The following is a 21,836-nucleotide window of genomic DNA, read 5'->3' as shown; positions in this document are numbered from 1 at the left end:
AGATGTACCCAATCAACGCGGCTGCAACACCAACGCAAACAACTCCCCATGCCCGGTCACATTGAGCTTGTGATAGACATTGCGCCGATGCACTTTCACCGTTTCCGGTGAGATGCCCATGTGCTGGGCGATGGCTTTGCTGGAGAAACCCTGAAGGATCAGCCTGGCCGTTTCGATTTCCCGTACCGACAAGCGTGCGTCGAAGCGGTCCAGCAACGTCGCGAGATCGCCAGCCACCGGTTCGGCGGTCGCGCCTTCAGGCGGCATCAGTTGCAGATGACGGCGCATCGCAGACAGCACCCAGTCGCGCACGCAAAGCAGACGGCCCTGCTCTTCGAGGCTGAATCGCGTCGAACGTCCTAGCGACAACCCCAGCACCGCGCCATCGACATTGACCATGAACTGCAACTCGTCTGCGCCCACCACCGAGCGGAAGTAGCTCAGGTAGTACTCGCTCTGCTGGAACTGGTCGGGCGCTACCGATTCGAGGCTGTGCAGGCCCTCGGCGATGCCGGCGCAAGCCGCCTGATAAAAGGGATCGAGCAGGTACATGCCGGCGCTGTAATCCGCCAGCTCTTCGTGTTCGGCGGCGCCACCCTTTGAGTCGAAATCAATCAGCAAACGTGGCACCCGTCCCGAGCGCATCACCGCGACCAGCGCATTGTCCAGAGGCACGAGCAGCCGCAACGTGTCGACCAGCGCCCGCCAGAAACCGTCCTGGCCCAACGCACCAAACACCCGCGCCAGCCCTTGGTGCACCGGCAGCTCTTTCAACAACGCGTCCACGCACTACCTCTTTCGAGTAACCCATGATGGGAATGGGTGAGTCCCCCGCCTGCCGATACGCTGCAAGCACCTGTTCATCACCGGCCTGCAGCAGGCCAGGAGTGCCGCATCATGATTCGTCACCGCTCGCATATCAATCTCGGACTGGGCGCCTGTTTGTGCGTCTCTCTGTCGGCCATGGCCACCGACACCCCGACAGTGCACGTCTACAACTGGTATGACTACATCGGCCCCAACACCCTGCACGACTTCAAGCGCGACACCGGAATCGAGCCGGTCTACGACACCTTCGACAGCGCCGAAGTGCTGGAAGGCAAACTGCTGACCAGTCGCAGCGGCTACGACGTCGTGGTGGCGAGCAACTTCAGTCTGCCGACGCTGATCAAGGCCGGCGCCCTCGCCCCGTTGCCACACGCGCAAATGCCTGATTTCAAAAACATGGACAGCGACCTGCTGGCGAAACTGGCCAACAACGATCCGGGTAACCAGTACGCGGTGCCGTACCTGTGGGGCACCAACGGGATTGGTTACAACATCGACAAGGTGCGAGCGGCATTGGGCGACAAGGCGCCGGTGGATTCCTGGGACCTGGTGTTCAAGGAAGAGAACCTGGCAAAGCTCGGCCAATGTGGCGTGGCGATGCTCGACTCGCCGTCGGAGATGCTGCCAGTCGCCCTGCACTATCTTGGCTTGCCGCCGAACAGCACCAACCCCGAAGACTACAAGAAGGCCGAGGCGCTGCTGCTCAAGCTGCGCCCGCACATTGCGTACTTCAATTCGTCCAAGTTCATCAGTGACCTGGCCAACGGCAACATCTGCGTGGCGGTGGGCTGGTCCGGCGCGATGCTGGAAGCCAAGACCAACGCCGAGCAGGCCAACAACGGCGTGAAGATCGCCTACAGCCTGCCGAAGGAAGGCGCACCGGTCTGGTTCGATACGTTGGTGTTGCTCAAGGACGCGCCACATCCGCAACAAGGCCTGGCGTTTATCGACTACCTGATGCGCCCCGAAGTCATCGCCCCCGTCAGTGATCACCTGAACTACCCCAACGGCAATCGCAGCGCGACGCCGCTGGTGGCCGAAGCGACCCGCACCAACCCTGCGGTGTATCCGTCGGCTGAAGCGCTGGCCACGTTGTTCACGCTTCAACCGCTGCCGCCGGCGACTGAACGGGTGCGCACGCGGGTCTGGAGCAAGGTCAAAAACGGCCAGTGAGCCCCCTGTAGGAGTGAGCCTGCTCGCGATAGCGGTGGGTCAGTCAACACAAATGTTGAATGTAAGTCCGCTATCGCGAGCAGGCTCACTCCTACCAGGTTCTGTGACTGCCTGACGATTATCGAAAAGCCCAATTTTCTGCCACGAATTGAAGATGAGAAACCCCATGAAACCACGTGCCCGTGACCTGAACATTCAGTTCGGCCAACTGCAACCCGGCCCTCTCAACGCGATCACCGATGTACCTGGCGTCCGCGTCGGCCACAGTGAGGTGCGCGGCCGCACCGACAGCGGTCGAGACATTCACACCGGCGTCACCCTGATCGAACCGCGTGCCGGTTCCACCAACCAGCAACCGTGCTTTGCCGGTGTGCATGTGCTCAACGGCAATGGTGACGCCACCGGCCTTGAGTGGATTCGCGAAGCCGGCCTGCTGACCAGCCCGATCGCCTTCACCAACACCCACAGCCTCGGCGTGGTGCGCGATGCGCTGATTGCACTGGACCGCCAGGCCCAACCCGACGACGGCCGACTGTACTGGAACATGCCGGTGGTGCTGGAAACCTACGATGGCTTGCTCAGCGACATCAATGGTTTCCACGTCAAACCCGAACACGTGGCCCAAGCCCAACGCAACGCCGTCGACGGACCGGTGATCGAAGGCGCAGTAGGAGGTGGCAGCGGGATGATCTGCCATGAGTTCAAAGGTGGGATTGGTACGTCCTCACGACGCTTGAGCCCTGCGCAAGGCGGCTGGACCGTCGGCGCCATCGTCCAGGCCAACCATGGCATTCGCAACGAGTTGCGCGTCGATGGTTACCCGGTCGGACGCTACATGGAACAGGTCGACTCGCCCTTCCTCAAAGCCTCGCTGCCGTATCCGGGCATGGGCTCCATCGTCGTCTGCCTGGCCACGGATGCGCCATTGCTGCCGCACCAATGCACACGCCTCGCGCAACGAGCCAGCCTGGGATTGGCCCGCACCGGTGGCGGAAACGAAGACCACAGCGGTGACATTTTCATTGCCTTCGCCACCGGCAATCAGCACGTGCCACCCGCCGCCTATGAAGGCAAAGGCGCACCGACATGCGACAACCTGCGCATGGTCAACAACGACCACATCAGCGAGTTGTTCCTGGCGGCCACCGAGGCCGTGGAAGAAGCCATCATTAACGCCCTGCTGGCGTCTGACACGGCGCAAGGCAACGGCCATACGGTGAAGGGTCTGGATGCCAAGACGCTGCTCAAGGCATTGCGTCAGGCAGGTTGGCCGGGCCAGCGCTGACAGAATCGCCCGATGCAACGCATCGGGCGAACACGGCTTACTCCTCCAGCACCAGCAGCGGCGTGCCTTTCTTCACGATGTACGTCGCCAGCTCCGAGGCTTTACCGCTACCCACGTTCTTCGCGACATGCGCCGTGCCCTCCGGGATGTACAGCGAGTCGCCGGCCTTGAGCGTGACCGGTGGCTGGCCCTCCAACTGATACTCAAACGAACCTTCGATGACGTAAGCCACTTCCACGCCCGGATGCGAGTGTTTAGGCGAGGTCACGCCGGCATCGAAATCGACACGCACCTGGATTACCTCACGCTCGGCCGCCCCCAGGTCTTTGCGCACCAGATCGGTACGGTGGATACCCGCCTGCCAGTTCTTTGCAGGTTGCGACTCGTGGTTTGCGTCGCCAGCCTGCGAAAAGCTCGCGAAGGCTGCCAGTGAAAGGACGGCAAGGGCCATGCCTGACCGGCCAGCAGTGTTGCGGGAAGTGATACGGGACATCGCGATTCTCCAGTGATTGCCGCCAATACGGTGAGCCCATTTAGCGGGTGCGGTGTATCCCGCTCGTGTCACGCAGGCCATGGTTTTGTATGCGAAGTTGGCTGCAGGCACCGGGGATACGTAGCGATACAAAGGTGTGCCCGACAGGACCGACCATCCGAAGAAATGCCCGCCGCACCCTGACGGCTAGAATTGACAGGGGGGATCACTTCAACGCGTCCTTACAAGCGGGAGCATCACGATGAAAATCGTATCTTCGCTGGCGTTGGTGGTGGCGGTCGGGTGGCTCTCCGGATGTTCGACGGTGCCTGACAGTCAAATCACCAACGTTCCCCTGCACGCCACGTCCGTCAACGCCGGGAATATCGCCCGGCCCATCATGATGCCCAAAGGCAATGCCACCGAGTTCTGGTTCGCCGTCAGTGGCGAAACCATGGGCAGCGCATTACCCGGTCGCTTGACGGCTTACATCTACCCCGGCAGCTGCGCCCATCTGGGCTCAAAACCGGCCTATGACCTGAACGACGGACCGAATGCGCGGTTTTATTCATCGGCATCGATGCAGTACTTCTGGAAAAGCGCACCGGTGGCGGTCGAGACACTTCGCGCTGGCGGTTATGCGCTGGTGGTACGTGAAAGCCCGGCTGATGGTCATCAAAACATTTACTGCGGCAATCTGAGCTGAAGCCGCTGGGCTTGCCTTCGTTCCCGCGCGCTGCGTGGGAACGCTTTTCCTGGGATCATTCAGTGCCTGGAAATCAAGCCATGCAGGACCCCGAACCTCAACCCGCCTTCGGACGGCGTCATCTGCGAAATACCAAAGACCTTGAACGCCGCCAGCATGACCACCAGACCACCCGGCAAGGTGCTCAATCGATGGTTTTGCAGGCCGGCCAGCTTGAGCTGTTTCACATGCCCCACTTCCAGCAAACGCAACGACAGGCGCAGCAGGCCGGCGTAGGTGATGCCGCTTTCGCCGTCGTCATTCATCCCGTTGGCCTTGAGCACTTTGGCAAGCATGCGTGCCGTCCCCGATGAGCCGATGGCCTGCTGCCAACCCAACGCCCGGTAACGCCGCGCCACTTTTTCAAACTGCAGCGTGGCCACCCGCTCCGCCTCCAGCAGCGCCGGGGCGGTGATGCAACCACCGGAAAAATACCGTGCGCCAAACGTGCCGCTGCCAATCGCAATGCTTTCGGTCAACAGCGGCTGAGTGCCCTGCCCCAGAATCAACTCGGTGGAGCCGCCGCCGATGTCCACCACCAGTCGCATGCTTAACGGACTGGGGATCGAATGGGCCACACCGGCGTACACCAGATGTGCCTCTTCGTGCCCGGAAATCACATCAATCCGAAACCCGAGATGACGTTCGGCACTGGCCAGGAACAGTTGTGCATTGTCGGCTTCGCGCACCGCGCTGGTCGCCACCGCCCGTACCCGGCCGGGTTCAAATCCACGCAGTTTTTTGCCGAACCGCGAGAGCGCCTGCCATCCACGGTCCAGCGCCATTTCATCCAGCGCGCCGCCCTGGAATCCCTCCGACAAACGGACAGGTTCACGCAGGGTTTTCACCTCGTGGATCATCCACTTCTGGTTCCGTTTGACCGACTGGCCAATCATCATGCGAAACGCATTGGAGCCCAGGTCAATGGCTGCAAACAGGGAGGCGTCTCCTTTCATGGCGGGAGTTCCTGGCAATTTCATCAGCCCGCGGACGGAGTTCCGCTGAGCGTTCAAGACGGTTTGCGAGGATCCTGCCATGGGTTAGGTGACACCAAGATGACACCACGGTTTTTTTCGCTACGCCCTCATCGTCATTTGTCCGTCACATCCTCAGGCCTAGCATGGCCACCTCCACCTCTGTCGGGACTCGGACCATGCTTTTAGACAACGACACCCTGATTCAACGTATCCATCGTGAGCTGCTCGACCACAGCGACGAAGAGCTGGAGCTGGAGTTGATGGAGGACGGGCACGACCTCAACGCGCTGTTCGATGAGCACGTCGGTGACAGCAGCGAAAAAGAACAACGCCGCCGCTATTTCAGCGAGCTGTTCCGCTTGCAGGGTGAACTGGTCAAGCTGCAAAGCTGGGTGGTTAAAACCGGGCATAAAGTGGTGATCTTGTTTGAAGGTCGTGATGCGGCGGGCAAAGGCGGCGTGATCAAGCGCATCACCCAGCGGCTCAATCCGCGGGTCTGCCGGGTCGCCGCCCTGCCCGCACCCAACGACCGCGAACGCACCCAGTGGTATTTCCAGCGTTACGTCTCGCACCTGCCGGCCGCCGGCGAAATCGTGCTGTTCGACCGCAGTTGGTACAACCGTGCGGGCGTCGAGAAGGTCATGGGATTCTGCAACGACGACCAATACGAAGAATTCTTCCGCACCGTGCCGGAGTTCGAACGGATGCTCGCCCGCTCCGGGATCCAGCTGATCAAATACTGGTTCTCGATCTCCGACCAGGAACAGCACCTGCGCTTTCTCAGCCGCATTCATGATCCGCTCAAACAATGGAAACTCAGCCCGATGGACCTGGAATCCCGCCGTCGCTGGGAGGCTTACACCAAGGCCAAGGAAATCATGCTCGATCGCACCCACATCGCCGAAGCGCCGTGGTGGGTGGTGCAGGCCAACGACAAGAAACAGGCCCGACTCAACTGCATCCACCACCTGCTCGGGCAGATGCCCTATGAAGAAGTGCAATCCCCGGTGATCGAACTGCCGGAGCGTGTGCGCCAGGAACACTACACCCGCAGCCCGACACCACCTGAACTGATCGTGCCGCAGGTGTATTGAGACCGAAGGGGGCGCATGCGCCCCCAACCGTCATCATTCTGTAACCTTGCGCCAACAATACTGACGTCATACACCGCGTGCTTTTTTTGTGCTGCCTCTTTGGGCGGCTTTTTTTTGTCTGGTGGTTTAGTACACATCAAGCCGCTAGCTGAGCTCGTTTTAGCCGTTTTCGGACGCACAGCCCCGGCTGTCGAACATTCATGAGCGGATTGACCGGCTCACTTCTTGATCGGTGTGACGAGTTCCTTTTCGTTGGTGTCGAGGACGAACACCGCCAGCAGGCGTGCAGGCTCGGTGTCGCTGGCATTGGCGCTGACCAAGTGCACAGAACCCGGCTCCTCTACAAAGTTTTCTCCAACGTGGTAGATCTTTTCCGGCTGGCCTTTGACTTGGATGCGAAATGAGCCTTCCAGGACGGTTGCATAGATGAAGGCCGTTTTCGGATGGGTGTGGGATGGCGATGCGGCACCCGGCCCATACTCGACGACGACGCCCTTCATGCTCTTGCCAGGAAGATTGGGAATGGGACGGTCAAACACGTCTGTCACCTTGCCGTGGGGCGGCTCAGCGGCGCACGCTGCGCTGATCGATAGCGCTGCGAAGGCCGCGGCCAACAGGATTCGAGTAACCATGGGATGGCTCCTTTGTGGGTGGGAATGTAAGGGTGAGAGCCGTTACCGGGCCGTCGATTGAGTGATCCAGTCTTCGAAGCGGATCGCCCCCAGTCGTGGATTCTTGCCAGGCACCAGCGATTGATCGTCGAGCACGGCACCGTAGTAACGTGCGTGCACGTCCGGCGAGACCTTGCGGCTGTCCCCAGTCACCCGCAGAAAACGTCTGGCCAGTTCGTCGAGAGGCATGGCTTCCGGGCCGCCGACTTCAACCGTGCCATTGACCGGTGCCGCCAGCACGACATCGGCCAGCGCCGCCACCACGTCGTCGGACGCTATCGGCTGGATCAGCGCCGGCGAAACACAAAATTCCTCGCCGACGGCGAACGACTGGACAATGCCTTCGACAAACTCGAAGAACTGCGTGGCACGCAGCAGGGTGTAAGGAATGCCGGACGCCTTGATCAGGTTTTCCTGCGCGACCTTGGCCCGGAAATATCCGCAGTCGGGTAGCCGTTCGCTGCCAACGATCGACAGGGCAACGTGATGACGAACCCCGGCGGCCGCTTCGGCGGCCAGCAGGTTACGTGTCGATGTGTCGAAGAAATCAAGCACGGCCTGGTCTTCCCATGACGGCGCGTTCGCCACGTCGACAACGATGTCAGTTCCATCCATCGCTGCGGCCAGGCCTTCGCGGGTGATGCTGTTAACGCCCGTGCTGGGGCTGGCGGCGACCGCGTCATGGCCGCGCTCGCGAAGGGTGTTCACAAGTTTCGATCCGATGAGGCCCGAGCCTCCGATAACAACGATCTTCATGACTGTTCTCCACGTGTCGACTGCAACCATTGCGTCGGTGTAGAGAGATTGCGCGCGCGCACGCGGCAAGTCCTTGCAGCGGGCTTGGATTTACCTTCATGAACGCTTGGATTTGCGTCCAAAGAAGTGGTTATTCGTCCATCGTCACCGTGGACCATGCAGCGGGTTTGGAGCTGCCGTATTATCAATCTCAATGAAATATCACCAGCGGCCTGGGACACGGAGTTGAAGGCGCTTTGCCAGGGGAAGCCCACTTTGCAATTCGCGTTTGAAGACTTCGTGCTCGATCAGGAGCGCCGGGAACTGACCTTGCGTGAGCAAGTCGTAGCCGTCGGGCCACAGACCTTCGATCTATTGCTGTATCTGGTGAGCAACCGCGATTGCGTTGTCAGCAAGGACGACTTGCTCAAGGCCGTGTGGAGTGGCCGGATCGTCTCGGAATCGACGATCACCAGCCACATCAATGCGGTGCGCAAGGCCATCGGCGATACGGGCGAAGAACAGCGCCTTGTCCGCACGGTCGCCCGCAAGGGTTACCGCTTCGTCGGCAAGTCAACGTCGACAATAGCGAGCAAGCGCGACAACCGGGCATCGACGAACACGCGACCTCCAGGCAAACGCCCTCCTCTGCGCTGCTTCTTCCGGACAAACCCTCGATTACGGTCTTGCCCTTCCAGAATCTGAGCGGCGATCCAGAGCAGGAATACTTCGCCGACGGCGTGGTAGAGGACATCATCGTCGCCCTGTCGCGGATCCGCTGGCTGTTCGTCATCGCGCGCAATTCGAGCTTCACCTACAAGGGTCAGGCGGTGGACATCCAAGGCATCGGTCAGACGTTGGGCGTTCGCTACGTGCTCGAAGGTAGCGTGCGCAAGTGCGGGAACAAGGTGCGCATCACCGGGCAACTCATCGACGCGACCCGTGGTACGCACATCTGGGCGGAACGCTTCGAAGGCCTGCTCGACGACATCTTCGAGTTGCAGGATCAAATCGCCGAAAGTGTCGTCGGTGCCATCGCGCCGCAACTGGAACGGGCAGAAATCGAACGCGCCAAACGCAAACCCACCGAAAGCCTGGACGCCTACGATTATTACTTGAGGGCCATGGCAAAACTGCACAGCGGCACCCGTGAAGCCATTGCGGATGCCCTGCCGATGTTCAACACAGCCATAGAACTCGACCCGGAATTCGCCTCGGCCTATGGCATGGCCGCCTGGTGCCACTTCTGGCGCAAGCTCAATGGCTGGATGACCGACCGGCCTGCAGAAATCGCCGAAGGCACACGGCTTGCGCGCCTGGCGGTGACACTCGGACGAAACGATGCCGTCGCGTTGACCCGCGGCGGGCATGCGGTTGCGCATCTGGCCGGTGATGTCGATGGCGGCATAGCGCTGCTCGACCGGGCGCGTCTGCTCAATCCCAACCTCGCCCCTGCCTGGTTCCTGGGGGGTGTCTTGCGCGCGCTGCGCGGTGAAACAGAGGGTGCAATCAAAGACTTGCCCCATGCCGTTCGCTTGAGTCCGGTGGACCCCGAAATGTTCAGGATGCAGATCGGGATGTCGCTCGCGCACTTCTTCGCCGGCCGCTTCGACCTCGCGACGCAATGGGCGGAAAAAGCCTTGGGCAACCTGCCCAGTTTGCTGGCCCCGGTGGCCTTGGTGGCGGCCAGTTATGCGCTCAGCGGGCAAATGGATAAAGCGAAGCAGGCAATGCGGCACCTGCGAGAGCTGGATCCGTTGTTGCGGGTTTCTAATTTGAGGGATTGGTTGCCTATACAGCGTGCGGAGGATCTTGCACGGTTTGCGGAAGGATTGCGGCGGGCGGGGTTGGGTGAGTGAGCTGGGGATGGCTGACCGTAGGAATGTCAAACGCACGCAAAAAAATGGCCCGCATGCGGGCGGGCCAAATGGGAATTCTTCAAAGGAGCAGGGGTAATCTGCGCTTCATTGTGTGAGCACAGTGTGAAAAGCATGTCGCCGAAACGAAAACCTTCGATCGAAGTAAACACACTACTTTTGCTGATGCAGGTATTTCTGAATGGCATCAATTTCAAGTTTGCTTGGCTTCACACCGTTGTCAGACTTGAAGCTAGCGCTTGCCCAATGCGGCATTGGCGCCTTCAGAGGCTTCCCATGGTCGTCGATACCGCTCAGCACGGCTCGCTCAAATACTTTTGATTTCCACTCACTGGCATCTCCGGCCAGCTTGGGTGCCGATCCTCCCGTGCCTCGAGGCCCGTGACAAACAACGCAGTTATCTTGAAAAAGCGTTTCTCCATCTGGCGGTGATGCCATTGCCGATGAGCAGGTAAGTAGGGTTATGAACGTCAGAAATGCGCATTTCATTTTAGGCTCCTGGCGACCCAACGATGACGTGAGTTGCTTTGGGCGTTAAGTGAGAGCGTAGCAGGAGGCGAGTGACGATGGACCTAGCGGTGCATCGTGGGGGGATTGTCTGGCGCAGAAGCCTATCAGATGAGATTCCGTCGGGCAGATTTGTATCGATCTGTATGTTCGCAGGCGATTTTACACAGCGATACACAACGGCCGGTTCCAGACACATAGGCACGACATGAGGGTGCAAAAGTGGGCCACGTCGCAAGGACTTCCCTGAATCCGCGACCTGAACAATCAAGCCCTAAACCCTCAGCAGGAACTTGCCATGATCAATCAAATCGACACCGTGCTTTACACCGGCAAAACCCACACCACCGGCGGCCGTGATGGTCAGTCAAAAAGTTCGGATGGACGCCTGGACATCAAACTGTCCCCGCCCGGTTCGTCGGGCAGCGGCACCAATCCGGAACAGTTGCTGGCGGCGGGTTGGTCGGCGTGTTTTATCGGCGCAATGGGCAAGGCGGCGGCGGCATTGAAAGTGACCCTGCCGAGCGATGTCGCGGTGGATACTGAAATCGACCTGGGCAAAACCGACAACGCTTTTTTCCTCCAGGCACGCCTGAATGTCAGCCTTCCAGGCCTGGATCCAGCCGTTGCTCGCGCGGTCGTGGATGCCGCTCATCAAACCTGCCCGTACTCCAAAGCGACCCGTGGCAACATCGATGTCGAGATCAATCTGGTGTGATCGGGACCGCTGGAACAGCCTGCCTTTCGGGGTGGGCTGTGCCGATAGTATTTTTCCGTCCTGTGGTGTTTTTCACAGGACGAAATCGGTCTAAAAAGCGCGCTTTACACAGCAGATGCTTTGCTATTCTCAAGGTGTAGGTGAAGACGCAGACTGATGCGCAAGCGGATAGCAAGGAGACGTGGGGCACGTCCCGAAGGGTACACGGTTAGAAAGATCTCCGCGCTGAGATCCAGCCCTTACGCCGTGTGAAGCAGAAGTACATATCACTGTTCTGTCAGAGTCCTGATAAACCTTGTAAGCCAGAAACCAGCACTGGCCACCTACTCGAAATCCGAAGCCCGCCTTGTGCGGGCTTTTTCGTTTTTAGTCCCGCAGCCCAGGCCATGGCCCTCCTCCACGTGCCTCACACCAGATGAACTCACAAAGAAGCAGAAAGTAGTCGTGAGGTTGCGTAATAATCGGGTCCAATCGCTGAACACTGAGGAGTGAGTTTTATGACCACGCAATTCGAAACCGCAATTCTGGCCGGCGGCTGCTTCTGGGGCATGCAGGATTTGATCAGGCGAATGCCCGGCGTGCAGTCTACCCGGGTCGGTTATTCAGGCGGTGATGTGCCCAACGCCACTTACCGCAATCATGGCACCCATGCGGAAGCCATCGAGATCAAGTTCAACCCGGCAGTGATCAGCTATCGCCAGATCCTCGAGTTTTTCTTCCAGATTCACGACCCTTCCACTGCCAATCGTCAGGGCAACGACATCGGCCTCAGCTACCGTTCGGCGATCTTCTTTCTCAACGAAGAACAACGCGATATCGCCGAGGACACCGTGGCCGATGTGGATGCATCCGGTTTATGGCCTGGCAAGGCCGTCACGGAAATCGCCCCCGCCGGCCCGTTCTGGCAGGCCGAGCCGGAGCATCAGGATTACCTCGAAAAAGTGCCCAACGGCTACACCTGCCATTTCGTTCGTCCGAACTGGAAACTGCCGAAACGCGCCCTTTGAAGCAATGACTTGGGTCCCGGCAACGGGACCCAACGTTCATCAGGTATTGGTCTTCAACTTGGTCCACAACCGGGTACTCAACCGTGCGATCGCCGCCGGCAGTTCCTCTACGGTGAACAGTTTATCCAGCACACTTCTTGGTGGATAAATCGCAGCGTCCTCTTTCACTGCCGGTACGACATAGGCATCCGCTGCACTGTTGGGGTTGGCGTAATGGATGCTGTTGCTGATGTTGGCGATCACTTGCGGCGTCAGCAGGTAGTTCATATAGGCGTAACCGTTCTTCTCGTGGGGCGCGCTCTTGGGCATGACCACCATGTCGAACCACAGCGTCGACCCTTCATCCGGAATCGAATAGGCGATGTCGATGCCGTTATTGGCTTCCTTGGCGCTGGCGGCGGCCTGCACCACATCGCCGTTAAACCCGATGACCGCGCAGACATTGCCGTTCGCCAGGTCGCTGATGTATTTGGAGGCATGAAAATACTGCACGTAAGGCCTGATCTTCAGCAGCGCCTGCTCGGCTTTCTTGTAGTCCGCCGGCTCGTGGCTGTGCGGTGGCAGGCCGAGGTAATTGAGGGTGATCGGCAGCACTTGCGTCGGATTGTCGATAATCGCCACGCCGCACTGACTGAGTTTCTTGATGTTGTTTTCATCAAAAAACAGGCTCCAGGAACGGGTGACATCGGTGTTGCCGAAGATCGCTTTGATTTTCTCGACGTTGTAGCCAATACCCGCCGTGCCCCACATGTAGGGATAGCCATATTGGTTGCCGGGGTCGTTGACCTCGAGCTTTTTCATCAATGCCGGGTCAAGGTTTTTCCAGTTGGGCAACTGACTTTTGTCGAGTTTCTGGATTGCCCCGGCCTTGATCAGTCGGGACAGGAAATGGTTCGACGGGCTGACCACGTCATAACCGGTGTTGCCGGTCATCAACTTGGATTCCAGCACTTCGTTGCTGTCGTGAATGTCATAAGTGGCCTTGATCCCGGTTTCCTTGGTGAAGTTGACCAGGGTGTCGTCGGCGATGTAGCCGTTCCAGTTGGAAATGTTGACCTGTTCGTCGGCAAACGTGGCGGCCGAAAACGTCGTGAGCAAGGCCATCAGGGATATGGTGTTAACGCGCATGTTCAATCACCTTTTTGTTCTTTTGTGATAAGCGGATTTTTAGATTTCTGTCTTTGCGCGGATGGCCTCTACGCGCATTCGAAGCATGGCACCGATGTCGAGCAAGGGTCGCGGCGGCAGCCAGCCGGGTTGGGCCCTGCGCATCACCGAGTCGAGCATCGGTGAGTCAACACCCGACGCCAGTTCGGCGAGCAGCCGCCCCCACAACGTGCCGCGCGCCACACCGGAACCGTTGCAGCCGGCCACGGCAAATACGCCCTCTTCCACCTGTGAAAAAAACGGCTGTCCGGAACGCGAGGCGCTGAGGTGACCGGTCCAGGTGTAGTGGATGTCTTGCTCGCCCAGCCAGGGGAAACGCCGTTGCAGGCCAATCACATGGTGTTGGCGGCGGATCGACAGCTCACTGGCGGATAAATCCCGTGAGCGGTATTCCGCGGTGTTGCGGATCATCACGCGACGGTCCGGGGTCAGCCGCACCGTGGCGCCCAGCGGACGGGTGGACAAAACGCCCCACGGTTCGACGTTGCCCATGTCGCGAAACTCGGCGTCGGTGAGCGGCCGCGTGAGGCTGGCGCTGAGTTCCATGGCAAACGTGCCGCTGTCCTGGATGCCGGCTCGGGGCACGAAGGCGTTGAGGCACACCAGCACCTGTTTCGCCTCGATGCTGCCCTCGATTCCGTTGGCGCGCAGACGTCCTTTGCCCAGGCGTTCAAGACGGGTAATGTCGGTGTTTTCGTAAACCGTGACCGTCGGTGGCAGCGCATCAAGCAAACCCTTCACGTACTTCGCCGGTTGCAGCAACGCGTTGCCTTGGCCACACCAGATCGCCGCGCGGTAATGCCGGGTGCCGAGTTTCTGCACCAGCTGCTCACCTTCCAGAAACTGCGCAGAAGCACCCAGTGCCCGCAGCGTTTGCAGCTTTTCCTCGACGTGGGTCAATTTGCCGGGATCGCTGACGGCGAAAAAATAACCGGAGTCCTTGAAGTCGCACGCAATGCCGTGACGGGCAATCATCTCGCGCACTTCAGCGCTGGCCGCGCGTGAAATCGTCGTGTCGACCTCAAATTCGGCGAACCCGGCCCCGTCGATCAACTCATCGTTGCCGGGGTGTTCGTGCGCTACCACAAAGCCGGAATTGCGTGCCGACGCGCCTTGCGCGGCGCGCTGGCGGTCGACCACCACGATGCGCGCCTGCGGGTGCAATTGTGCGAGGGCATGGGCGGCGCTCAGGCCGGTAATGCCAGCGCCGATAATCAGCCAATCGGCTTTTTGCGTACCGCTCAGACGATCACGCACCGGCGCGCTTTGGACCTGCGCGATCCAGCCACATTCATTTTTCATGCATCACCTGTCTGGAGTGTCGTTCCCGACCTGCGCATGCGGCAATCGCATAGGCGATGATCGATGGCGGCCGTCAGGGCTAGAATCTATTAGGTCTTCGGTGATACAACCAACGTTATAAAATCATTGAGCCATTCTGAAAGCGCATGGATAAAATCCGCCACGTTCCCAATCTCCAGGCCATGCAGGCACTGGTGGAAGTCGCTGAAGCCGGCAGCTTCACGCAAGCGGCGCACACCCTGTGCCTGACCCAAAGCGCCGTCAGCCGGCAAATCCAGCAATTGGAAAGTCACTTTGCTGTGGCGCTGTTTGTGCGCAGCAGTCGCCGCCTGCAACTGACGGCGGAGGGTGAGCTGGTGCTGACCAGCGCGCGCACTATTCTCGAGCAACTGAAAACCCTTGAGGATCGGCTGTCCCCGCAAAAACGTACCTTCCGCATTCGCATGCATGTATCACTGGCGGTTCGTTGGTTGCTGCCGAAACTCAGCGATTTCTATCGTCATCACCCGGAGGTGTCCCTGTCGATCGAGACCGTGGCTACCGAGATTGTCGAGCCGTCCAGCGACAGTGACGCGTACATCCTCTACCTGCCCGAGCCGTCCAGCGACCCGACGTGCCTGACCCTGTTCGAAGAATCGCTGATTCCGGTGTGCGCCCCGGGTCTTGGCAGTGAAACCCGGCCGCTGGAGTCGGTGGAAGACTTGAGCGGGTTTGCGTTGCTGCATCGTTCGGCGGACAAGCAAGCGTGGATCGACTGGTTGGCAGCCAACGGCGGCCAGTCGCTGGAGCACTACCGGCACATCCCCTTCAACCTCGATGAATTGGCGCTCGATGCCGCCGCACGCGGACTGGGGGTAGCGATGACGGACATGACCCTGGCCGAGGAGTCGATCGAGCGCGGGGTGCTCGTCGTCCCGTTCGGCCATCCGTTGAAGACCCGAGGCTGTTATTCGCTGTGCCTGCAACCGTCGGCCGCGTCGCATCCGGCGTGCGCGCTGATCCTGCAATGGTTTGCTGGCCAGGCTGAGGCGGTGGCAGGTACCAGCCAACCCATCTGACAGACATAGATCAAATGTGGGAGCCGGCTTGCTCGCGAAGGCGGAGGGTCAGTCGATATCCCTTTTGAATGTCAGTCCGCATTCGCGAGCAAGCCCGCTCCCACATGGGTTGGGGGTGGGCTCAAGGTAGTGCTTGCACCACCCCACGCTCCTCCAGCAACCGCACAAACATGGTCAAGCTTTGGGACACCGTCCCCCGCCGCCACACCAGCCACGTGCGCAAATACCGGAACGATTCCGACAACGGCCAGATGCTCACCGTGGTACACCCCGGCATGCTTTCCAGCATGCTGCGCGGCATCAGCGCCAGGCCGGCACCGGCGCTGACACAGGCGAGCATGCCGTGATAGGACTCCATTTCGAAGATCTTGCCGGGCACCGCCGCGTCCTTGCTGAACCAGCTCTCGAAGTGATGCCGGTACGAGCAATTGGAGCGGAAGGCGTAGATGTTTTCGCCGTTCACATCCTGCGCGCGATGGATCGGCGAATGGTTGAGTGGCGCAATCAGCACCATCTCTTCCTCGAACGCCGGCACCCCTTCCAGTGCCGGATGCAGCACCGGCCCGTCGACAAACGCGGCGGCCAATCGGCCCGACAATACGCCGTCGATCATCGTCCCCGAAGGGCCGGTCGACAGGTCGAGTTCAACCTTGGCGTGTTTCTGGTTGTAGGCCGCCAGCAGCTCGGGAATGCGCACCGCCGCCGTACTTTCCAGTGAACCCAGGGGAAACGAGCCTTGCGGTTCCTCCCCTGCCACGGTGGCGCGGGCTTCTTGCACCAGATCGAGGATGCGCCGGGCATAGTCGAGAAAACTCCAACCGGCCGGCGACAGGCGCAGGCGGCTTTTCTCGCGGATAAACAGGTCCACGCCCAGATCCTGCTCCAGCTGCTTGATCCGCGTGGTCAAGTTGGAAGGCACGCGGTGGATGTGTTGCGCGGCGACGCTGATGCTGCCGTGCTCGGCAACGGCCTTGAAGATTTCCAGCTGAACCAGATCCAAGTCATTCTCCAAACGTGAACGATATGCTCAGTATTATTCAGTTTCCAGAAAACAAACGCCACCGTAACCTGAGCGCATTCCCACCTAGCAGGACGGTGCCATGACCAGCGTTTCCAGCCTTACCCACGCCATTTCGATCAACCCGACCACCGGCGAGCAGATCGGCCACTACCCTTTTGAGTCTGAGTCGGCACTGCAAGCCGCCCTGTCGCGGGCTGCGGGCGGCTTCCGGGTCTGGCGCAAAACCGCTGTCGAGCAGCGCGCGCAATTGCTGATCGCCCTCGCCCAGGCACTGCGCAACAGCGCCGACAAAATGGCCACCATGATTACTCTGGAGATGGGCAAGCCCATCACCCAGGCGCGTGGCGAAATCGAAAAGTGCGCACAGCTCTGCGAGTGGTACGCCGAACACGGCCCGGCCATGCTCAATGCCGAATCGACGCTGGTTGAAGGTGGCAAGGCGCGCATCGAATACCGCCCGCTCGGGCCGATTCTGGCGGTGATGCCGTGGAACTTCCCGATCTGGCAGGTGCTGCGCGGCGCCGTTCCAGCGCTTATTGCCGGCAACACCTACGTGCTCAAACATGCACCCAACGTGATGGGCAGCGCTTACCTGCTGCTGGAGGCTTTCAAGAACGCCGACTTCCCTCAAGGTGTGTTTGAAGTGCTGAACGTCACGCCGGACGGCGTTTCCACCGCCATTGCCGACCCGCGCATCGCCGCAGTGACCCTCACCGGCAGCGTGCGCGCCGGCATGGCCATTGGCGCTCAGGCCGGTGCGGCGCTGAAGAAATGCGTACTGGAACTGGGCGGTTCCGATCCGTTTATCGTGCTCAACGATGCCGACCTCGACGAAGCGGTCAAAGCCGCCGTCATCGGGCGCTACCAGAACACCGGGCAAGTCTGCGCGGCGGCCAAGCGTTTGATCGTCGAGCAAGGTGTCGTCGAGGAATTCACGCGCAAATTCGTCGAAGCCACAGGCAAACTGGTGGTCGGCGATCCCTTGGCCGCCGACACTTACCTCGGCCCGATGGCGCGGTTTGATCTGCGTGATGAACTGGATCAACAAGTGCGTGACACTCTGGAAGAAGGCGCGACCTTGTTAATGGGCGGCAAGAAGGCGCAAGGCCCGGGCAACTTCTACGAGCCGACCGTGTTCGCCAATGTCACTGACCAGATGACCTCGTTCAAACAGGAATTATTTGGCCCGGTAGCCTCCATCATCACCGCGCGGGACGCCGCGCATGCACTGGAACTGGCCAATGACAGTGAATTCGGCCTGGCTGCCACCGTGTTCACGGCCAATGTCGCGCTCGCCCAACAGATGGCCGGCGAGCTGGAAACCGGTGGCGTGTTCATCAACGGCTACAGCGCTTCCGACCCCCGCGTGACCTTCGGCGGTGTAAAGAAAAGCGGATTTGGTCGCGAGCTGTCGCACTTCGGCGTGCGCGAGTTCTGCAATGCCCAGACCGTGTGGCTGGACCGTCGTTAAGCGGAAAACTCAGCCTGGGCGTCGTTGGCGCCCAGGCTGCAGTTTTACTCGTGGGCGTCGACTATGCTGTTGGAGGTCACTTCCCGGGAGGCGCTGAAGATGTCATTGACGCTTTATTACCATCCCCTGTCGTCGTACTGCCACAAAGTACTGATCGCGCTTTATGAGCACGCGGTCGACTTCGACAAACGGCTCATCGACCTGGGCAACGCAGCCGAGAAAGCCGAGTTGCAGGCACTCTGGCCGATCGGCAAATTCCCGGTCATTCATGATCACACCGGCCAATGCGACGTGGCGGAGTCGACGATCATCATTGAATACCTCGATCACTATTTCGCCGGGCAAAACCGGCTGATTCCAGGCAATTGGGACACAGCGCTGGAGGTCCGTCTGTGGGACCGGGTCTGCGACAACTACCTTCAGACACCACTGCAACAGATTGTCCTGGATCGTATCCTCGGTGCGAACGGCAATCTGACCCAACAGCGCGCCACGCTACAGACCGTGTACGGCATGTTCGACCGCCAGTTGGCGAACAATTCCTGGCTGGCCAGCGCGGAGTTCAGCCTGGCCGATTGTTCAGCGGCCCCGGCGCTTTTCTATGCCAGTACGCTTGAGCGGATGCCTGATGAACTCGGCCACTTAAACGCCTACTTCGACCGGCTGATGAACAGGCCGTCCGTGCAACAGGTAATCGACGAAGCCAGGCCTTACTTCTCGCTCTACCCGTTTGAGCAAGACATCCCGCAACGGTTTTACCCGCGCGCCTAACGCACGATGTCGATCAACTGCTCGCGCTGCGCCCCCGTGAGCATCGGCCCGAAACCGGCGCCGGCATTGTCCGCCATGTATCGCGGATTGCCGGTGCCGGGGATCACGCACGTTACCGCTGAATGGGACAGCAGGAACTTCAACGCCAATTGCGCCCAACTGGTGACCCCCACTTGCGCGGCCCAACCGGGCAACGGCTTGCCCTTCAAGCGTTCGAGCAAACCGCCGCCACCGAAGGGCCGGTTGCAGATCACCGCCACCCCGCGCTCGCGACACAACGGCAATATGCGTTGCTCGACACCGCGATCGTCCAGCGCATAGTTGATCTGCAAGAAATCCAGGGGCTCGGCCTTGAGCACCGCTTCCACTTCCTCGTACGCCGTCGGCGTGTAATGGGTGATGCCGATGTAGCGTATCCGCCCTTGCTCCTTCCATTCGCGCAACGTCGGCAAATGGGTTTGCCAATCCAGCAGGTTGTGGATCTGCATCAGGTCGATGCGGTCCGTTTGCAGCAGGCTGAATGACTGCTCCATCTGCGCGATGCCCTCCTCGCGGCCACGGGTCCACACCTTGGTGGCGAGAAAGGCCGGCGAGCGCGGCTCGTGGATCGACAGCAATTCACCGGTGGTCTGTTCGGCGCGACCGTACATCGGCGAGCTGTCGATGACCGTCCCGCCCTTCTTGAACAAGGCGCTGAGTACCTCTGGCAATTGTTTGTAGGCGGGGCTGGAAGGCTCGACCTCAAAACCGCGATAGGTGCCCAACCCGACGATAGGCAATGGCTCGTTGCTGGAGGGAATGGCGCGGGTCAGCATGGTCTTGCCTCCTGTTTCCGTCGACGGCGCCGAGGTTGCAAAAGCCCGATCGAAGGTGAAAACCGCCGAAGCACCGGCAGCCAGCGTGAGAAATCGTCGTCGCGTGTATCCGTCAGTGTGGCTCATCGTAGTGCCCGTGTGGCCCAACCCGGCGTGCCCCGCTACCGTTGAACTAAACTCTGGCACCGATCCTGTGTGAGCGGACCTCGATCCCAGAGCCGTCAATGTCGCCCCCTAAAGTTAGTCGAATGTTCAGAAACCTGGCGCTTCTCGTTGTCATCATTGCTGCGTTGTACCTGGCGCTGTGTGCGGCGCTGTTCGTGTTTCAGCGCGCATTGATCTACTACCCGCAGCCCAGCGCCGTCACCACGCCCGCGTCGCTGCTGACGCTGACCGTCGAAGACGCGCAAATACAGGTGTCCGTCAGGCCGCACAATGGCCCGAACGCATTAATCTATTTCGGTGGCAATGCCGAGGATGTGTCTCACAACCTGGCCGGATTTTCCCAGGCGTTCCCAGAGCATGCGCTGTACTTGATGCACTATCGGGGGTTCGGTGGCAGTACCGGCTCGCCGTCCGAAGAGGCGATTGCCCGCGATGCCCTGACCTTGTTCGACAAGGTCTACAGCAACCATCCGAATGTTGCAGTGGTCGGGCGCAGCCTCGGCTCGGGCGTCGCCGTGCGTCTGGCCAGCCAGCGCCCGGCTTCGCGGCTGATCCTGATCACGCCTTACAACAGCCTCGAAAGCCTCGCCCGGCAGCGGTTCCGCTGGTTCCCGGTGAAGTGGCTGTTACAGGACCGCTTCGAATCCTGGCGCTATGCAGCGCACATCACGGTGCCGACGTTGGTGATCGCCGCCAGCCACGACGAAGTCATCCCGCGTTCCAGCACACAGCAGCTCTACACCCATTTCGCTCTCGGTGTGGCGACGCTGAAGGTGATACCGGACACCGGCCATAACTCCATTTCCGACAGCCCGGAGTATCTCAAATTGATACGCGACGGATTATGAGCACGCACGCATTCATAGACAGCATCGATAACACGGGAAATCCTCACCGCAATGGGGGAAACACAACTTCCTCCGGCGCTGGGGCCGGTGGAATTTGTGTTGACGTGATTTCACACCTGATAAAAATCCCGATACCACGCCACAAATTGCGCCACGCCGGTTTCAACGGACACTTGCGGGCGGAAGTCGACCCAGTCCGCCAGCGCCGACACATCGGCCCAGGTCTTGATTACGTCACCCGCTTGCATCGGCAGGTTATTGCGCTGCGCTTTGATTCCCAATGCCGACTCCAGGCACTCGATAAAATCCAGCAACGCGATCGGCTGGCCACGGCCGATGTTGAATAGCCGATTGGCGCCCCCGCTCTCGTGGTTCGCCAGTGGCGGTTTTGTTCGTAAGCGGGCGATGCCTTCGACGATGTCGTCGATGTAGGTGAAGTCGCGCGCCATCTGACCGTGGTTGAACACCTCGATCGGCTGGCCCTTGAGGATCGCCTCGGTGAACTTGAACAGCGCCATGTCTGGACGACCCCAAGGCCCGTAGACGGTGAAAAAGCGCAGGCCGCTGGCCTTCAGGCCGTAGAGATGGCAGTAGCTGTCGGCGAGCAGTTCGTTGGCGCGCTTGCTTGCGGCGTACAGCGAAACCGGATGATCCACCGGGTCATCCACGCTGAACGGCAGCTTGTTGTTGGCGCCGTACACCGAACTGCTCGATGCGTAGATCAGGTGCGCAGGCGGATGGTGTCGACAGGTTTCCAGCACATTCAGGAAACCCACAAGGTTGGATTGCGCATAGGCGTCCGGGTTGTCCAGCGAGTAACGAACCCCCGCTTGCGCTGCCAAATGCACCACTTCGGTGAAGCGATGTTCATTGAACAACGCCATCAGCGCAGACTTGTCGACAATGTCCATTTTCTGAAAACGAAAGCCTTGAAGCACGCTCAGTTGCTTGAGCCGGGCCTGTTTGAGTTCCACGCTGTAATAGTCATTGAGGTTGTCGATGCCGATCACTTCAAGGCCTTGCAGGCACAGCCGTTTGACCGTGTGATACCCGATGAACCCTGCGGCGCCAGTCACAAGAACGGTCATAGTGCCTTGCTCCGCTGTCTGGACATGAAGGTGATAGTTAT

At 59.9% G+C, this 21,836-nt stretch carries 21 protein-coding genes and 1 pseudogene; 11 read left to right on the top strand and 11 right to left on the bottom strand.

Annotation, left to right across the window (positions count from 1 at the left end; translation table 11 throughout):
- Positions 1–12: 12 nt before the first annotated feature.
- Positions 13–786 carry a helix-turn-helix transcriptional regulator gene (locus tag EAH78_RS24520; protein ID WP_140669839.1) on the bottom strand — a complete coding sequence of 258 codons (774 nt, stop codon included), beginning with the start codon at positions 784–786 and terminating at the stop codon, positions 13–15.
- A 111-nt stretch (positions 787–897) separates the two neighbouring features.
- On the opposite strand from EAH78_RS24520, the gene EAH78_RS24515 reads away from it, so the two are divergent.
- A complete protein-coding gene (locus EAH78_RS24515; RefSeq protein WP_140669838.1) occupies positions 898–2,001 on the top strand; it encodes a polyamine ABC transporter substrate-binding protein in 1,104 nt (367 codons plus the stop codon).
- Positions 2,002–2,167: 166 nt separating this feature from the next.
- Complete coding sequence (locus EAH78_RS24505) at positions 2,168–3,286, top strand: P1 family peptidase (RefSeq protein WP_140669837.1); 1,119 nt, start codon at positions 2,168–2,170, stop codon at positions 3,284–3,286.
- Positions 3,287–3,323: 37 nt separating this feature from the next.
- On the opposite strand, the gene EAH78_RS24500 is transcribed toward EAH78_RS24505, so the two are convergent.
- The gene (locus tag EAH78_RS24500) at positions 3,324–3,779 is read right to left on the bottom strand and encodes a cupin domain-containing protein (RefSeq protein ID WP_140669836.1); all 456 of its coding nucleotides are present in this window, start codon (positions 3,777–3,779) and stop codon (positions 3,324–3,326) included.
- Between the two features lie 241 nt (positions 3,780–4,020).
- Between EAH78_RS24500 and EAH78_RS24495 the strand changes: the two genes are divergently transcribed.
- Positions 4,021–4,464 (top strand): hypothetical protein, encoded by a 444-nt coding sequence (locus EAH78_RS24495; protein ID WP_140669835.1) that lies wholly within the window; start codon positions 4,021–4,023, stop codon positions 4,462–4,464.
- 59 nt (positions 4,465–4,523) lie between these two features.
- Here EAH78_RS24495 and EAH78_RS24490 read toward each other — a convergent pair whose 3' ends face one another.
- The gene (locus EAH78_RS24490; RefSeq protein ID WP_140669834.1) at positions 4,524–5,459 is read right to left on the bottom strand and encodes a Ppx/GppA family phosphatase; all 936 of its coding nucleotides are present in this window, start codon (positions 5,457–5,459) and stop codon (positions 4,524–4,526) included.
- Between the two features lie 197 nt (positions 5,460–5,656).
- On the opposite strand from EAH78_RS24490, the gene ppk2 reads away from it, so the two are divergent.
- Entirely contained in the window at positions 5,657–6,574 is a 918-nt protein-coding gene (gene ppk2, locus EAH78_RS24485) for a polyphosphate kinase 2 (protein WP_140669833.1), read from the top strand.
- A gap of 218 nt (positions 6,575–6,792) precedes the next feature.
- Here the strand turns inward: ppk2 and EAH78_RS24480 are convergent, their stop codons facing one another.
- Positions 6,793–7,206, bottom strand: a complete 414-nt coding sequence (locus tag EAH78_RS24480) for a cupin domain-containing protein (RefSeq protein WP_140669832.1) — start codon at positions 7,204–7,206, stop codon at positions 6,793–6,795.
- A gap of 42 nt (positions 7,207–7,248) precedes the next feature.
- Positions 7,249–8,001, bottom strand: coding sequence for an SDR family oxidoreductase (locus EAH78_RS24475; RefSeq protein ID WP_140669831.1), 753 nt, complete (start codon positions 7,999–8,001; stop codon positions 7,249–7,251).
- 255 nt (positions 8,002–8,256) lie between these two features.
- On the opposite strand from EAH78_RS24475, the pseudogene EAH78_RS24470 reads away from it, so the two are divergent.
- Positions 8,257–9,839: pseudogene (locus tag EAH78_RS24470) on the top strand (winged helix-turn-helix domain-containing tetratricopeptide repeat protein).
- Positions 9,840–10,010: 171 nt separating this feature from the next.
- Here the strand turns inward: EAH78_RS24470 and EAH78_RS24465 are convergent.
- Complete coding sequence (locus tag EAH78_RS24465) at positions 10,011–10,346, bottom strand: c-type cytochrome (RefSeq protein WP_140669830.1); 336 nt, start codon at positions 10,344–10,346, stop codon at positions 10,011–10,013.
- A 316-nt stretch (positions 10,347–10,662) separates the two neighbouring features.
- Here EAH78_RS24465 and EAH78_RS24460 point away from each other — a divergent pair, with 316 nt between their 5' ends.
- A complete protein-coding gene (locus tag EAH78_RS24460; protein ID WP_140669829.1) occupies positions 10,663–11,082 on the top strand; it encodes an organic hydroperoxide resistance protein in 420 nt (139 codons plus the stop codon).
- A gap of 497 nt (positions 11,083–11,579) precedes the next feature.
- A complete protein-coding gene (msrA, locus tag EAH78_RS24455; protein ID WP_140669828.1) occupies positions 11,580–12,089 on the top strand; it encodes a peptide-methionine (S)-S-oxide reductase MsrA in 510 nt (169 codons plus the stop codon).
- Between the two features lie 39 nt (positions 12,090–12,128).
- Here msrA and EAH78_RS24450 read toward each other — a convergent pair whose 3' ends face one another.
- Positions 12,129–13,217, bottom strand: a complete 1,089-nt coding sequence (locus EAH78_RS24450; RefSeq protein ID WP_140669827.1) for a polyamine ABC transporter substrate-binding protein — start codon at positions 13,215–13,217, stop codon at positions 12,129–12,131.
- Between the two features lie 39 nt (positions 13,218–13,256).
- A complete protein-coding gene (locus tag EAH78_RS24445) occupies positions 13,257–14,558 on the bottom strand; it encodes an NAD(P)/FAD-dependent oxidoreductase (RefSeq protein WP_140669826.1) in 1,302 nt (433 codons plus the stop codon).
- Between the two features lie 146 nt (positions 14,559–14,704).
- On the opposite strand from EAH78_RS24445, the gene EAH78_RS24440 reads away from it, so the two are divergent.
- On the top strand, positions 14,705–15,616 hold the full coding sequence (locus EAH78_RS24440) for a LysR substrate-binding domain-containing protein (RefSeq protein WP_140669825.1): 912 nt from the start codon (positions 14,705–14,707) through the stop codon (positions 15,614–15,616).
- A gap of 121 nt (positions 15,617–15,737) precedes the next feature.
- Here EAH78_RS24440 and ptrR read toward each other — a convergent pair whose 3' ends face one another.
- The gene (ptrR, locus tag EAH78_RS24435; RefSeq protein ID WP_140669824.1) at positions 15,738–16,616 is read right to left on the bottom strand and encodes a putrescine utilization regulator PtrR; all 879 of its coding nucleotides are present in this window, start codon (positions 16,614–16,616) and stop codon (positions 15,738–15,740) included.
- 100 nt (positions 16,617–16,716) lie between these two features.
- Here ptrR and EAH78_RS24430 point away from each other — a divergent pair, with 100 nt between their 5' ends.
- Positions 16,717–18,108: an aldehyde dehydrogenase family protein gene (locus tag EAH78_RS24430; RefSeq protein ID WP_140669823.1), complete on the top strand. Its 1,392-nt coding sequence runs from the start codon at positions 16,717–16,719 to the stop codon at positions 18,106–18,108.
- A 99-nt stretch (positions 18,109–18,207) separates the two neighbouring features.
- On the top strand, positions 18,208–18,879 hold the full coding sequence (locus EAH78_RS24425; RefSeq protein WP_140669822.1) for a glutathione S-transferase family protein: 672 nt from the start codon (positions 18,208–18,210) through the stop codon (positions 18,877–18,879).
- Here the strand turns inward: EAH78_RS24425 and EAH78_RS24420 are convergent.
- The gene (locus tag EAH78_RS24420; protein ID WP_140669821.1) at positions 18,876–19,820 is read right to left on the bottom strand and encodes an aldo/keto reductase; all 945 of its coding nucleotides are present in this window, start codon (positions 19,818–19,820) and stop codon (positions 18,876–18,878) included. The genes EAH78_RS24425 and EAH78_RS24420 overlap by 4 nt on opposite strands.
- 98 nt (positions 19,821–19,918) lie before the next feature.
- Between EAH78_RS24420 and EAH78_RS24415 the strand changes: the two genes are divergently transcribed.
- Entirely contained in the window at positions 19,919–20,707 is a 789-nt protein-coding gene (locus EAH78_RS24415) for an alpha/beta hydrolase (protein ID WP_140669820.1), read from the top strand.
- 110 nt (positions 20,708–20,817) lie between these two features.
- Here the strand turns inward: EAH78_RS24415 and EAH78_RS24410 are convergent, their stop codons facing one another.
- The gene (locus EAH78_RS24410) at positions 20,818–21,795 is read right to left on the bottom strand and encodes an NAD-dependent epimerase (RefSeq protein ID WP_140669819.1); all 978 of its coding nucleotides are present in this window, start codon (positions 21,793–21,795) and stop codon (positions 20,818–20,820) included.
- Positions 21,796–21,836 lie beyond the last annotated feature (41 nt).

It is taken from the genome of Pseudomonas arsenicoxydans, assembly GCF_006438915.1.
GTDB lineage: Bacteria > Pseudomonadota > Gammaproteobacteria > Pseudomonadales > Pseudomonadaceae > Aquipseudomonas > Aquipseudomonas arsenicoxydans_A.
The sequence above is the reverse complement of the archived record's forward strand: the minus strand, read 5'-3'. Positions and strand labels throughout refer to the sequence as shown.